The sequence below is a fragment of the Paludibacterium yongneupense DSM 18731 genome (assembly GCF_000422925.1).
In the GTDB taxonomy this organism is placed as follows: Bacteria; Pseudomonadota; Gammaproteobacteria; order Burkholderiales; family Chromobacteriaceae; genus Paludibacterium; species Paludibacterium yongneupense.
On record NZ_AUGZ01000004.1, the window covers coordinates 272,494 to 285,729 of the forward strand.

Consider the following 13,236-nt stretch of genomic DNA (forward strand, 5'->3'; position numbering starts at 1 on the left):
ACTCAGCGTTTCAGCCGCTCGCGCAAGGTCAGCGTCAGTTGTTCGCTGCTGAAACGGTCCAGCGGCAGATAATCGGCTTCGAGCGCGTGCGCGAGCTCGCGTGCGCGTCCGAGGCGGACAAAATCCTGTTCGGTGTCGAGAACCAGTGCCGGGGTGCCGCCAGCGGCCAACTGCGCGGCCTGTTCCAGCGACTCGCGCCATGGGTTCCCGTCTTCCGTCAGTGCGATATTGGCGCGGCCGTCGCTGAGGACGACCAAGAGCGGGGTCAGTTCCTTCTCGCGCCGCGCAAGGGTTTCGGCTGCGAGTTGCAGCGCATGGGCGAGCGGCGTGCGTCCGCCGGTGGGCAGCTCGCTCAGTGCGCGTTCGGCCTGCTCCGCGTGCCGCGTCGGTGCGAGCACCAGCTCGGCCGAGTCGCCGCGAAAACAGATCACTGCAACCTGGTCGCGGCGGATATAGGCATCCTGCAGCAGGCCGAGCACACTTGCCTTGACCGCTTCCATCCTGCGTTTCGCTCCCATCGAGCCGGAGGCGTCGACCAGCAGCAGGAGCAGCGTGCCCTGGCGACCGGAGAGCACGGTGTCGTGCAGATCGGCGCGGGTGACGGCGAACGCGGAGGGGTCGCGCCGCACGGCATGGCGCAGGGTCGCACCCAGTGCGAGCTTCCCGGGGCTGGGCGAAGCAAGCGCCCCCACCGCGTAGCCGCGGCGGGCCTTGTCGGTCTGCCCCCGGCGGCCGGACGCCTCGTGCGCGCTCAGGGCGGCGACGTCGAGGCGTGCTCCGTCGGCGGCATCGGCTGCGGCAAAAACCTGTTCGCGCGGCTGCCCGCTTTCGCTGGCGTCAGCGGGCTCGCCGTCGTCTCCCGCCTGCGTCCCGCCGTCGGTCGGGGCGGCATCCTGCCTCTCCGGCCGGCCTGCAGGAGGGGGCGCCGCGGCTTCGCGCGTCATGTGTTCCAGGCGTTCGCGGTCCAGGCCGCCCTGCTCGAACGGCTTGCGCCGCCGGCGATGCGGGAGCACCAGCAAGGCGGCATCGCGCACGTCGCCGGCCTCGACCGCGTCGCGCTCGGCCAGCGCGGCGATGGCGCGCGCGACCTTGTTCATGACGATGTCGGCGCGCAGGCTGGCGACATCGAATTCGCAGCACAACTGGCTGATGAAATGGAAGAGCGCGTCGGACAGGCGGACCGCGCTCAGCCGCGAGCGCGCGGCGACGATGCGCTCGCGCAGGGCGGCGGTGTGTTCGCTCCAGTGCGCGGAGAAGGCGGAGGGATCGGATTCGAAGGCGAGACGGCGGCGGACGACCTCGCTGCGCTCATGCGGATCGCGCGGGGCGCTGACCTCGACCATCATACCGAAGCGGTCAAGCAGTTGCGGCCGCAGCTCTCCTTCTTCCGGGTTCATGGTGCCGAGCAAGGTGAGGCGAGCCGGGTGGCTGATCGCCAGTCCGTCGCGTTCGACCCGATTCTGCCCCATGGCTGCGACGTCGAGCAGCGCATCGACCAGATGGTCGGGCAGCAGATTGACTTCGTCGATATACAGCAAGCCGCGATGGGCGCTGGCCAGCAAGCCCGGCTGAAATGCCGTTCGCCCATCCTTCAGCGCGCGTCCGATATCGAGGCTGCCGAGCACGCGGTCTTCGCCGGCGCCAAGCGGCAGGTTGACAAAGGGCACCGGCGCGCTGACAGCGTGCGCATCGCCGCCGCGGCAGATCGGGCATTCGGCCAGCGGCGCTTCCGGCGCGCAGTTGAAGGCACAGCCGGGAACGCGCCGTATCGGGGGCAGGACATCGCTCAGGCCGCGCGCGGCGGTGCTCTTGGCGCAGCCCTTGTCGCCGCGGATCAACAGTCCGCCGAGGCTGGGGTCGATCGCGCACAGCAGCAGCGCGCGCTTCAGATCGTCCTGACCGACGATGGCGGCAAACGGGTAGTTCTGTCTCATGATGTTTGTACTCCACGCGGCGGCATGTCGCCGCGCGCTTCCAGCCAGCTCTCGCTCTTCAGATACAGCTCGCGAAGCGCGGCCAGTATCGCCGCATCGGGTTCGGCCCACAGTTGACGCTGCGCCGCTTCGAGCAGGCGTTCGGTGATGGCGTTGAGCGCCCAGGGGTTGCTCGCGGCGAAAAAGGCCTGCATGTCGGGCGCCAGCGCATAGGTTTCCGCCAGTTGCCGGTACACCCAGTCGTCCACCACATGCGCGGTTGCGTCGTAGCCGAACAGATAATCGACGGTGGCGGTCAGCTCGAGGCAGCCCTTGTAGCCGTGCTGGCGGATGCCGGCCAGCCATTTCGGGTTGGCGACGCGCGAGCGGAACACGCGCAGGACTTCTTCCTTGAGTCCACGTACGGCCGGTGCCTCGGGGTCATGGCTGTCGCCGAAATAATGGCGCGGCTGACGCCCGGTCAGACTGCGGATAGTGGCGATCATTCCGCCGTGGTATTGCAGGTAGTCGTCGCTATCGAAGATATCGTGTTCGCGGTTGTCCTGGTTGTGCAAGGCGACTTCGACCCCGGACAGGCGATGGCGGAAATCGTCGCGCGCGTCGACGCCGGAGACCGCACGCGAGTAGGCGTAGCCGCCCCAATTGATATACGCCGTCGCGAAGTCGGCATCGTCGCTCCAGTTCTGCTCGTTGATCAGCGGCAGGATGCCGGCTCCATAGGTGCCGGGTTTGGAGCCGAAGACCCGGTACAGCGCGCGTGCCTCGGCCTCGGCTGCTGGCAGGGTGTCGGCCGCGGAGCGTGCGAGGTCGGCCAGATAATGCTTGCGCAGATAGTTCTGTTCCGGCGGTTCGTCCAGGTGCGCAACGGCATGGACGGCCTGATCGAGCAAGTCGATCAGGTGCGGGAAGGCGTCGCGGAAAAAGCCGCTGATGCGCACCGTCACATCGATGCGCGGGTGGCCGAGCTCGGCCAGCGGGATGACCTCGATGCCGCATACGCCGCGGTTTTCGGGCTGCCAGCGTGGCCGCGCGCCGATAAGCGCCAGAATCTGCGCGATATCGTCGCCGTGGGTGCGCATCGCACTGGTGCCCCAGACGCTGATGCTGACCGACTCCGGGTCGCGGCCGGTTTCATGGCGGTGGCGGGCGATCACTTCGTGCGCGAGAGCGCTGCCGATACGCCAGGCCGCTTGCGACGGCAAGCAGCGCGGGTCGACCGAATAGAAATTGCGCCCGGTCGGCAGGATGTGCGCCATGCCGCGCGTCGGAGCTCCGCTCGGGCCGGCCGGCACGTAGCCGCCGTCGAGTCCTAGCAGCAGGTTGCCGATCTCGTCGCGGGTGCGTGCGAGGCGCGGCACCAGCCCGGTGCATGCGAAGTCCAGCGCGCTGAGGATGGCGGCATCGTTCATGCCGGGCAGAACGGCCGCCAGTGCCGCGGGTGGTGCCGTCGGGGCGAAGCCGCGGTCCGCGAGCGCACAGACAAGGCGGCGACAGACGGCGGCGACGGCGTCGAGCGCATCGGCGCGTGTGACCAGCGGAGGCGGGCAATGCGCGGCGAGCGCCGACGGCACGACATCGAGACGCTTGCCCTTGTCGTGCTGCCATGCATCGAGCGAGCCGCCTAGCGCAGCGCTTACCGCCGCCGGCAGCGAGGGGACATCGAGGTTGGGCAGGCGCAGCAGGGCGCAGAGCATGTCGATCTGTGCATCGCCCTCCGGCACGCGTCCCAGAATGTGCAGGCCGTCTCGAATCTGTGCCGCCCCCAACTCGCATAGATAGCCATCGATGTCCTCGACCAGGTGGGCGATATCGACGCCTTCCATCTTTGAGAGCGTCAGCGGAACGCCGTCCGCGCCCGGTGTCGCATCCCACTCGTGTGCGTGCTCATGACCGTGAGCGTGATCGTGGAGCCTCTCCGCCTTGCGGTAGCCGACCGCCGCCGGCCGCATACGCTCATTGCGAGCCGCGTGCACCCGATAGCCGCCCCTGGCGGGCGCACGGGCGGGATCGTGATGGTCGTGCCCGCGCATGGCAGCCAGATCGGTGTCGAGCCGCGCCTCCTTGATCAGATCCCATATCTGCTGCTGAAGCAGCGGCAGCTTGGCCGGGTCCAGCATTTCTACCTGGTAATACTCGTCGACCAACTGCGTGAGCTGTGCGAGCGGGCCGTAGGTGTCGGCGGTCGTCATCGGCGGCGTCAAGTGGTCGATGACTACGGCATGCGCCCTGCGCTTGGCCTGTGCGCCCTCACCGGGATCATTGAGGATAAAGGGATAAAAAAGCGGCATATCGCCGAGCAGGGCGTCGGGAAAGCAGGTGTCGGATAGTCCCACGCCCTTGCCGGGCAGCCATTCCAGCGTTCCGTGCTTGCCGACATGGACGATGGCGTCGGCCTGCCATTCGTCGCGCAGCCAGCGATAGAGCGCGTAGTAGTGGTGCGTCGGCGCCAGGTCCGGGGTGTGGTAGATCGCATCCGGATCCATGCCATAACCGCGCGGCGGCTGCAACGCGACAAAGGCATTGCCGTAGCTCAGGCCGGCGAATACCAGCTTGCCGTCGTGGACATAGGCGTTGCCGGGGGCTTCGCCCCAGCGCTCCTGCATTTTTGCGCGCGTGGCGTGCGGTAATTGGGAAAACCATTCGGCATAGCGCGCGGCCGGTACGGTGGCGATCGCGCGCTCGAGCTGGTCGGCGCGCAAATAAGCTTGATCGTAGGCCCCGCGGTCTATCAACGCGTGGATCAGTGCATCGCTACTCTCCGGCAGACCGTCGATGGCATAGCCCTGGGCCTGCATCGCGTGTAACACGGCGAGCAGCGAGGCGGGCGAGTCGAGCCCGACCGCATTGCCGATCTGCGAGGCCTTGCTGCTGGAATTGGTGAAAATGAACGCGATGCGCTTGTCGGCGCGCGGCGTGCGACGCAGCCTGACCAGGCGCGCGGCAAGACCGGCCACGCGTTCCACGCGGTCGGGCAGCGGGGCGTAGAGACTGGCGTCGTCGGCGTGGCGAAACGAGATCGGCACGCTGATGATGCGGCCGTCGAATTCCGGCAAGGCGACATTCATCGCGGTATCGAGCGGGTTGAGCCCCCTTTCCGATTGCCGCCATTGCGCGGAGGTCATGCTGCTGGTCATCGCCTGTATCACCGGCCAGCCGCATCGTTCGAGCTCGCTCACCGACCAGGCAGCCTGCGTCGGGCCATCGGGCTTGATGTCTCCCATCGCAAACGCGGTGGTGTTGATCAGTACGTCGATGGCATCGGCGAACAGGTCCAGGGCGGCGGCATGCCCGTCTTCGCCCGGACGGCGCAGCGAGGCGGTGAATACCGGCAGCGCATTGAGTTGGCGTCGGGCCAGGCTGTCGATCAACTGGTCGATGAAGTGGGTGTTGCCGCTGAGCCAGTGTGCACGATAGAAGGCGATGCCGACCGTCGGCCAGTCCGGGTTGGCATGGAGCGACCAATCGGCCAGGGTGCACGGCGTCGGCAGCTCGGGGTGGTAGATGCCGTGCTCGGGCAAAGCCTGCGGCGGCGGGTAACCGAAGCCCGTCATCAGCAGCCGGTCGGCCAGGCAACGCAGCAAGGCGGCCAAGTTCGCGCCGCCGCCAGCCTGCAGATAGGCGGTGACGTCATGCTGCAACTGGGGCGGAACGCTGGAGAGCGCCGCCAGTTCGGGGTCGGGTTCGCCTGTACCGCTGACGACGATCAGCGCGCGCTGCCGACGGGCGGCATCCCTCAGCAGTGCGTCGAAACCGGGAACCGAACTGTGCCGGCCCAGCAGGCGGACCACGAGTACGCCGACGCCGGTCAGATCGTCCGCGCATAGGCGCTCCATGGCATCCGCATCGGCTATCGTCTGCAAATTGATGCCGATGACCGGGCCGAAGTCGGGCGGCAAGGCGGCGCGCGCGCGCGCCAGCGTACTCAGATCGGTGGCGGCATGGCTGAACAGGGCGATGCCCGGCAAGGGTCGACTCACGCCTTCGTCTCCCCGTCGACATCGCCCTGGCCCAGGCGATGGAAGATCAGCGCCTCGACCGGGCGGCCCTGCAGCAGGTGCTCGTCGACGATGCGGCGAGCGGCATCGATGTCCACCTGGCGGTACCACACGCCTTCAGGGTAGACCACCATGACCGGGCCCTGCTTGCACACGGCGAAGCAGCGGCTGCGCGTGCGTTTTACGCGCAGGCCGGGACAGGCGTCTATCGCCTGTCCCAATGCCAGGAACACCGTCTCGGCTTGCTGGCCGTCGGCTGTGCAACGCGGGCCGGTGCACATCAGTACATGTTTGTCGTGAAGTCTCATCGTGGCTCGTGTGGGGGCGGCGGACGGCATCGTTCAGGCGTGCGGAGTGCCGCCGCGAGTGTCGAATCGCTTCAGTTTGTAGATGGCGGCGGACAGCAGCCAGCTTAGTGCGAATAGTGCGATGACGGCGTAGCCGAAATGGGCGAGCGACTCGTTGAGCGCGATGACGGCATCCCATCCGCCGCCGCTCAAGTGCAAGTGGTCGACGATCAGGCCGAGCGCTTCGAGCGAGCCGATGGCCAGTGCGGCCAGCACCGACACCAGGGTGATGGTCAGGTTGTACCAGAGTTTGCGCAGCGGATGGACGAAGGCCCAGCCGTAGGCTCCGACCATCAGCATGCTGTCGAGCGTATCGATCAGCGACATGCCGGCGGCAAACAACAGCGGAAACAGCAGGATGTGCCACAGCGAGACGTCGGCGCTATGCGAGGCCGCCAGCGAAAACAGCCCGATTTCGGTGGCGGTATCGAAGCCGAGGCCGAAGAGAAAACCGATCGGGAACATATGCCAGCTCTTGCTCACCAGTCTGAAAAGCGGGCGCAGCAGGCGCGCGAGCAGGCCGCGGTTGCCAAGCAGCAAATCGAGCTGTTCGTCGCTGATCGTTTCGCCGCGCCGGACGCGGCGAAACTGCTGCCACACCGATTTGAGCACCCCCAGATTGATGAAGGCGATGGTAAGCAGAAACAGTGCCGACACCCCGGTGCCTATCGCGCCGCCGATATCGCGAAACGAAGCGAAGCGGCTCTGCAAGGCGCTGGTGGCCGATACGATGACGCCGACCGCGAGGAGTACGATGGTCGAGTGCCCGGCCGAGAAGAAAAAACCGGTCGCGAACGGACGCCGGCCTTCCTGCATCAGTTTGCGCACGGTGTTGTCGATGGCGGCGATATGGTCGGCATCGACGGCGTGGCGCAGCCCGAACAGATAGGCGAGCAGGGCGGTGGCCTGCAGGGCGGGCTGACCGGCGAAGGCGGCGAGCGCAACGCTCCAGATCGTCAGATTGGCGGCGCCGAGCGCGAGCAACAGTAGCGCCGGGGCGCGAAAGACGGAAACGGCTGAAGGCGGCAGCGACATGAGTGTCCCTTGCTGGAAACATCGCCGCGAGCGAGGAAGGGCACGCCCGTGAGGGAGCCTTCGTTGTCCCCCGGCGCACCCCGTCCGGTTTTCAACTCACGTCGACAAAGAACGATGGCCGGTCTCCTGGCTCGTGCGTCAAGGCCTGGCGCTACCTTCCCGGGTATTCCCAGTGGTGTTGTCGCGCCGACTCGTCACTTACAGTTGCGGGGGCAGCCGCGGCATCGCACCGCGTTCCCGTTTCACCCTGTGAAGGGCACCATCGTTTTCAGCATCCGATCATACGTGAACGTGGGCGTAATGGGAATCCCGCTCATCTGGCCGCCATTCGGCCAGTGCGTGTGCTAGCCGCTGCCAGCCGTTCTCGTCGGGCGGGTGGCCGAAGCGCAGGCTGCCCGATTGCGGGAAATGCCGGCACAGAATGCCGCGACGCGCGAAGAAATCGTGCAGGGCGAGCGACTGCGGATGAGGCAGCCACTGAAACAGATCGGTGCCGCCGCGCGGGGCAAGGCCGTGTCCGGCGAGCAGGGCGCCCAGTCGCGCGCTGTCCCGTTGCAGGCGCGTGCGGGTGGCGTCCTGCCAGGCGGTGTCGAGCAGGGCGGCACGGGCGACCGCGCGTGCCGGGCCGGACAGGGTCCACGGCCCGAGTTCTTCGCGCAGGGCGTCCAATAACTCGCGCCAGGCAAAAACGAAACCGACGCGGGCGCCGGCCAGTCCGAAAAATTTGCCGATCGAACGCAGTACGATCAGGCCGGGACGACCGGTGTGCGCGATCTGGCTGTGCTGCGGCAAACCGTCCATGAAGGCCTCGTCGAGGAGCAGCCAGCCCCCGTGCACGGTCAGCTGCTCGCGCCAGAGGGCGAGCCGTGCCGCATCCGGCCGCCAGCCGGTCGGGTTGTTCGGCGTGCACAGGACCAGCGCGTCCAGCCGCGGCAATGCCGCTTCCAGTGCATCGGGCTCCAGCGTTTCGACCCGGTGGCCATGACGTTGCCAGGCTCGCGCATGCTCGGCGTAGCTGGTGGCCAGCATGCCGACGACGCCGGGCGGACGCAGTCCGGGCAGGGCCTGGATCGCCGCCTGCGATCCCGCGACCGGCAGCAGGATATCGCTTCCGTAATAGCCGGCGGCGGCGCTCTCCAGGCCATCGTCTTCTTGCGGCAGGCGCTGCCAGTCGGCGGGGCCGGGGCCCGCGACCGGCCACCCTTGCGGATTGAGCCCGGTCGACAGATCGAGCCAGTCTTCGACGGCGATGCCGTACCGGCGTGCCGCCGCCAGGACGCCTCCGCCGTGGTCAAGCATGGTGCCGTACCGCGTGCGCGCCTGCGCGGCTGAAACGAAAAAGGGTGGGGCTCACCGCATGCTCCTCATATAATGGCGGCCAAGCGCGACGGAGCGGGTCCGGGCGCGCCGTTCGGCCGGAACGGCATTATAAAGCCGCCGATCGCAAGTTTGGAGCGTAAGCATGACAGCCAAAACCATCATGATCCAGGGCACGACTTCGGATGCCGGCAAGAGCACGCTGGCGACCGGGCTATGCCGCCTGCTGGCCCGCCGCGGCGTGCACGTCGCCCCGTTCAAGCCGCAGAATATGGCGCTCAACAGCGCCGTCACTGTCGACGGCGGCGAGATCGGGCGTTCGCAGGCCGTGCAGGCGCTGGCCTGCGGCCTGGAGGCGCACAGCGATATGAACCCCGTTCTGCTCAAGCCAAATAGCGATATCGGCGCACAAGTCATCATCCAGGGGCGGGCCATCGGCAATATGGATGCCGGTGTCTATCACGATTACAAGCCGGAGGCGATGCGTGCGGTGCTCGCCTCGCACGGCCGGCTGGCCGAACGGTACGACTGCGTGGTCGTGGAGGGCGCCGGAAGTCCGGCGGAAATCAATCTGCGCGCCGGCGACATCGCCAATATGGGCTTCGCCGAAGCGGTCGACTGTCCGGTGATCCTGGTGGCCGATATCGACCGCGGCGGGGTGTTTGCGCATCTGGTCGGCACATTGGCCTTGCTCAGCGAGTCGGAGCGGCGGCGGGTCGTCGGCTTCGTCATCAATCGCTTTCGCGGCGACATCGGCCTGCTGCAATCGGGACTGGACTGGCTGGAGCGGGAAACCGGAAAGCCGGTGTTGGGCGTGCTGCCCTATCTGCAGGGCTTGCATATCGAAGCCGAAGACAGCCTCAACCGCGAGCAGCGGCTCGCGGACGCGGCGCGATTGCGGGTGGTGGCGCCGGTGTTTCCGCGCATCAGCAATCATACCGATTTCGATGCGCTGCGCTTGCATCCGCAAGTCGAGCTGACCCTGGTCGGACCCGGGCAGCCGATTCCCGCGTCCGATCTGATTGTGCTGCCGGGCAGTAAAAATGTGCGTCGCGACCTCGACTTCTTGCGTGCGAACGGCTGGGAGGCGGTCCTTGCCCGCCATTTGCGCTACGGCGGGAAAGTCATCGGCATCTGCGGCGGTTTCCAGATGCTGGGACGACAGTTGCACGATCCGCTCGGTCTGGAGAGCGCCTCCGGCAGCAGCGCCGGACTGGGGCTGCTCGACATGGAAACCGAATTGACCCCCGCCAAGCGGCTGACCCGCGTGACGGGACGGCTGGCACTGGACGCGGCCGAAGTCAGCGGCTACGAGATCCATATGGGCGTGTCGCGCGGCCCCGCCCTCGCGCGCCCGGCCGTCGCACTCGTCGACGGGCATGACGGCGCGCTGTCGGAGGATGGTCAGATCCTCGGCAGTTATTTGCACGGTCTGTTCGATCATCCGGAGGCCTGCCGCGCGTTGCTGGCCTGGGCCGGCCTGTCGGCACCGGCTTTCTTCGACTACCCGGCGCTGCGTGAGCAGGATATCGAGCGACTGGCCGATATGCTGGAGCAGCATCTGCATCTCGAATCCATCGCCGCCTGCCTGCCCTGAGCGGGTCGGGACAAAGTCGTAATATTCCGAATCAATATATATAAACAAAATATAAAAACAGATTAAAGTATTTCTTATGCTTAGTGAGCGGACGGCTCGCCACAGGCATGGGGGCGTTCCGCGTGTCTAGCCATGGCGGAGGACGTCCTTATGCTGAAAAATGCGGTATTGCGATGCATGCACGCGGCACGTTGCCAGCGGCAGTGGCTGGCCGGATACTGCCGGGGCGGGGGCTGCCCCCCCTGGGGACGCAGGCTGGGGTGGCTGCTGCTCGCGCTGTATGTTTCCGGCACGGCCTACCGCTCCGGTATGGAACGCGCGTTGGAGCGGCCGGAGGCGATGACCCGCTGCCCGCGGAGCGCGACTGCCGAACCCTGCCGCGCGGTGCGCGGGCAGAACATGGCGCCGACGGATGACGACAGCCTGAGTATGGCCGAACGCGAAGCCATCGACCGCTGGGTGATCTCATATGCCAGCGAGGTCAGTCGGCCATGACTGCCGCGGCGCCGCTCACCGGGGCGCACTCCAGAATCCGTGGTGGGCGGCGGCGGCATCGTCTTCGAGTGCCGGACCCGCAACCGCGATCCTTCTTTGTCCGCGCGCGAATACGTCGCGGCAGGGAAGGGCCAGGGTCGGATTTTCCGGATGATTGCCGGTCAGCGTCAGCAAGCGGGTTTCGGACAGGGCGTAGACCACGCGGCCTATGCCGCACCAGTAAATCGCCCCGGCACACATGGCGCAGGGTTCGGCGCTGGTGTACAGGGTCGCGTCGGCCAGCTGCTCCCGTGCGGCGGCGTGGGTCGCCCGGCCGGCTGCGATCAACTCCGCGTGGCGGGTCGGATCGCCGTCGGGCGGCAGCGCATCATTGATCGCTTGTGCCAGAAGCACGCCCGAGGCGTCGACGACAATGGCGGCGAACGGATGTTTTCCCGCTTGCCTCGCCTCCAGCGACATCCGTATGACAATTTGCAGAAAGTGCGTGTCTTCGGGCGATAGGGTTGTCACGGCGGTGGACTCCTCGAGGTCGGGCAGCTCTCAGTATGCGGGCTGGTGCCGGGTCCGTATCTATCGAAAAGCGAATACTGAACATAAATTGCAACTGATGGGTTGCGCCGGGGTGGACTGCTAGACTCACTCGTGTCGTTCAATGCGGATCGTCTGCGGGTAGCGGGCGCTTCTGTTTACGCCGTCCAGTCATTCAAGGAGTCGAGCATGTTCGGAATTCGCAGCAAACTGCTGTCCTGTCTCGCGGCGGGCATGATGTTCTCGCTCGCGGCCCAGGCCGCCGAGCCGCTGAAGGCGGCCTTCGTCTATATCGGTCCGACCGGCGACCACGGCTGGACCTATTCGCACGATCAGGGGCGCAAGGCGCTGGAAGCCCGTTATGGCAGCGCGGTACAGACCACCTTTGTCGAAAATGTCCCGGAAACCGCCGATTCGGAGCGGGTGTTCCGCGATCTTGCACAGAAGGGATACAAGGTCATCTACGGCACCTCCTTCGGTTACATGAATCAGATGGAGAAGGTGGCCCGCGCCTTCCCGAAAACCGTTTTCATGCATGCCACCGGCTACAAGACGGCCCCCAATCTCGGGGTCTACGATGTCCGCACCTATGAAGGGGCCTATCTGCTCGGCGTGCTGGCCGGCAAGATGAGCAAATCCGGCAAGCTCGGCGTGGTCGGATCCATCCCCATCCCCGAGGTGATCCGCAACATCAATGCCTTTACCCTGGGGGCACGCAGTGTGAACCCGTCCACCCAGACCCGTGTGGTATGGGTCAACAGCTGGTTCGACCCGGGCAAGGAACGCGAAGCCGCACTCAGTCTGTTGTCGCAGGGGGCTGACGTCCTGATGCAGAATACCGACTCGCCGGCCGTGGTGCAGGCGGCCAAGGAAAAAGGCGCGCTGGCTTTCGGCTGGGATTCGGACATGAGTAAATTCGGCGGCGACGCGCAATTGGCGGCCTCCGAACTGAACTGGGCACCGATCTACACCTCGGCCGTTGCCGAGATCAAGGCCGGAACCTGGAAGCCCGCCCATATCTGGTGGGGCGTCAAGCAAGGTGCGCTCGATATCGGCCACTTCAGCCCCCTGGTGCCAGCCGATGTCAAGGCGCTGGTTCTCGCCCGCCGCGACGGTTTGCGCAGCGGCAAGCTGCATCCGTTCGCCGGGCCGGTCAAGGATCAGGGCGGCAAGGTCTTTGTCGCCGCCGGCAAGGTTTACTCCGACGCCGACTTGAGCAAGATGAATTTCTACGTGCAGGGCGTGGCCAGCGATATCCCGAAATGACCGGACGCCTTCCCGCCGGGAAGGCGCGCCGGTGTCAAACCGCCGTTGCCGGCGGTTTTTTTGCGTCTGCCTCTCAGGCGCGGTGTGCCTGAGTCAGCAGCCGGTCGGTGTAGGCGATGGCCATGGCCGACAGCAAAAAGGCCAGATGCAGCAGCAACTGCCATTTGACCGTATGCTCGGGCAAATCGCCGACATTGATGAAAGTCTGCAGTAGATGGATGGACGAAATGCTGATGATGGCCATGGACAGCTTGACCTTGAGCACCGAGGCATTCACGTGGTCCAGCCATTCCGGCTGATCCGGGTGTTCGTCTATGCGCAGCCGGGAGACGAAGGTTTCATAGCCACCGACCGTGACCATGAGCAGCAGGTTGGCTATCATCGCCACATCGATCAGACCGAGGACGGATAGCATGATTTCGGTCTCGGTGAGCGATGGCAAATGGCTCATCATTTCCCATAGTGCGTGCAGGAATTTGTAGGCATAAACGCCCTGTACCACGATCAGCCCCAGATAGATCGGCAGCTGTAGCCATCGGCTTAGAAAAATCAAATTTCCCAAACGGGATTTCCGGTGCTCGATGCGCGGGTTCGACGAACGGGACGGGTGTTCCATAGTGGGCCTTTGCAAGGTACGCGGCGTCGCGTGAAATAGCGGAAAATCAACGAGCGGATAAGACCGCGCATGGCGGCCGATGTTCCCGACAGGGGCGAGTCGGCGG

At 65.9% G+C, this 13,236-nt stretch carries 10 protein-coding genes and 1 riboswitch; of the genes, 3 read left to right on the forward strand and 7 right to left on the reverse strand.

What is annotated here, in order from left to right; all coding sequences use genetic code 11:
- Nucleotides 1-2: 2 nt before the first annotated feature.
- From G520_RS0101375 to cobD, 5 genes are all read right to left on the reverse strand, one after another.
- Complete coding sequence (locus tag G520_RS0101375) at nucleotides 3-1,934, reverse strand: putative cobaltochelatase (RefSeq protein WP_028534108.1); 1,932 nt, start codon at nucleotides 1,932-1,934, stop codon at nucleotides 3-5.
- Nucleotides 1,931-5,911 carry a cobaltochelatase subunit CobN gene (locus tag G520_RS0101380; RefSeq protein WP_028534109.1) on the reverse strand — a complete coding sequence of 1,327 codons (3,981 nt, stop codon included), beginning with the start codon at nucleotides 5,909-5,911 and terminating at the stop codon, nucleotides 1,931-1,933. The genes G520_RS0101375 and G520_RS0101380 overlap by 4 nt, the downstream gene beginning before the upstream one ends.
- A complete protein-coding gene (locus tag G520_RS0101385; protein WP_028534110.1) occupies nucleotides 5,908-6,237 on the reverse strand; it encodes a (2Fe-2S) ferredoxin domain-containing protein in 330 nt (109 codons plus the stop codon). Before G520_RS0101385 ends, G520_RS0101380 begins: the two co-directional genes overlap by 4 nt.
- 33 nt (nucleotides 6,238-6,270) lie before the next feature.
- A complete protein-coding gene (locus G520_RS0101390) occupies nucleotides 6,271-7,311 on the reverse strand; it encodes a HoxN/HupN/NixA family nickel/cobalt transporter (protein WP_028534111.1) in 1,041 nt (346 codons plus the stop codon).
- A 99-nt stretch (nucleotides 7,312-7,410) separates the two neighbouring features.
- Nucleotides 7,411-7,590, reverse strand: a riboswitch (cobalamin riboswitch).
- Nucleotides 7,591-8,610, reverse strand: a complete 1,020-nt coding sequence (cobD, locus tag G520_RS0101395) for a threonine-phosphate decarboxylase CobD (protein WP_028534112.1) — start codon at nucleotides 8,608-8,610, stop codon at nucleotides 7,591-7,593. It abuts the riboswitch before it with no gap.
- A 163-nt stretch (nucleotides 8,611-8,773) separates the two neighbouring features.
- Between cobD and G520_RS0101400 the strand changes: the two genes are divergently transcribed.
- Together G520_RS0101400 and G520_RS0101405 are read left to right on the forward strand one after the other, a co-directional pair.
- Nucleotides 8,774-10,225, forward strand: coding sequence for a cobyric acid synthase (locus tag G520_RS0101400; protein ID WP_028534113.1), 1,452 nt, complete (start codon nucleotides 8,774-8,776; stop codon nucleotides 10,223-10,225).
- Between the two features lie 150 nt (nucleotides 10,226-10,375).
- Nucleotides 10,376-10,720: a hypothetical protein gene (locus G520_RS0101405; protein WP_028534114.1), complete on the forward strand. Its 345-nt coding sequence runs from the start codon at nucleotides 10,376-10,378 to the stop codon at nucleotides 10,718-10,720.
- Between the two features lie 15 nt (nucleotides 10,721-10,735).
- On the opposite strand, the gene G520_RS0101410 is transcribed toward G520_RS0101405, so the two are convergent.
- Nucleotides 10,736-11,230, reverse strand: coding sequence for a nucleoside deaminase (locus G520_RS0101410; protein ID WP_028534115.1), 495 nt, complete (start codon nucleotides 11,228-11,230; stop codon nucleotides 10,736-10,738).
- Between the two features lie 207 nt (nucleotides 11,231-11,437).
- On the opposite strand from G520_RS0101410, the gene G520_RS0101415 reads away from it, so the two are divergent.
- On the forward strand, nucleotides 11,438-12,514 hold the full coding sequence (locus G520_RS0101415) for a BMP family ABC transporter substrate-binding protein (protein ID WP_036664948.1): 1,077 nt from the start codon (nucleotides 11,438-11,440) through the stop codon (nucleotides 12,512-12,514).
- Nucleotides 12,515-12,587: 73 nt separating this feature from the next.
- Here the strand turns inward: G520_RS0101415 and G520_RS0101420 are convergent, their stop codons facing one another.
- Complete coding sequence (locus G520_RS0101420; protein WP_036664950.1) at nucleotides 12,588-13,130, reverse strand: TIGR00645 family protein; 543 nt, start codon at nucleotides 13,128-13,130, stop codon at nucleotides 12,588-12,590.
- Nucleotides 13,131-13,236 lie beyond the last annotated feature (106 nt).

Bases quoted from the DNA above. Each gene is read 5' to 3' on its own strand.
- G520_RS0101400 (WP_028534113.1), top strand. From the start codon at position 8,774: ATGACAGCCAAAACCATCATGATCCAGGGCACGACTTCGGATGCCGGC.
- G520_RS0101375 (WP_028534108.1), bottom strand. From the start codon at position 1,934: ATGAGACAGAACTACCCGTTTGCCGCCATCGTCGGTCAGGACGATCTG.
- cobD (WP_028534112.1), bottom strand. From the start codon at position 8,610: ATGCTTGACCACGGCGGAGGCGTCCTGGCGGCGGCACGCCGGTACGGC.
- G520_RS0101415 (WP_036664948.1), top strand. From the start codon at position 11,438: ATGTTCGGAATTCGCAGCAAACTGCTGTCCTGTCTCGCGGCGGGCATG.
- G520_RS0101420 (WP_036664950.1), bottom strand. From the start codon at position 13,130: ATGGAACACCCGTCCCGTTCGTCGAACCCGCGCATCGAGCACCGGAAA.
- G520_RS0101385 (WP_028534110.1), bottom strand. From the start codon at position 6,237: ATGAGACTTCACGACAAACATGTACTGATGTGCACCGGCCCGCGTTGC.
- G520_RS0101405 (WP_028534114.1), top strand. From the start codon at position 10,376: ATGCTGAAAAATGCGGTATTGCGATGCATGCACGCGGCACGTTGCCAG.
- G520_RS0101390 (WP_028534111.1), bottom strand. From the start codon at position 7,311: ATGTCGCTGCCGCCTTCAGCCGTTTCCGTCTTTCGCGCCCCGGCGCTA.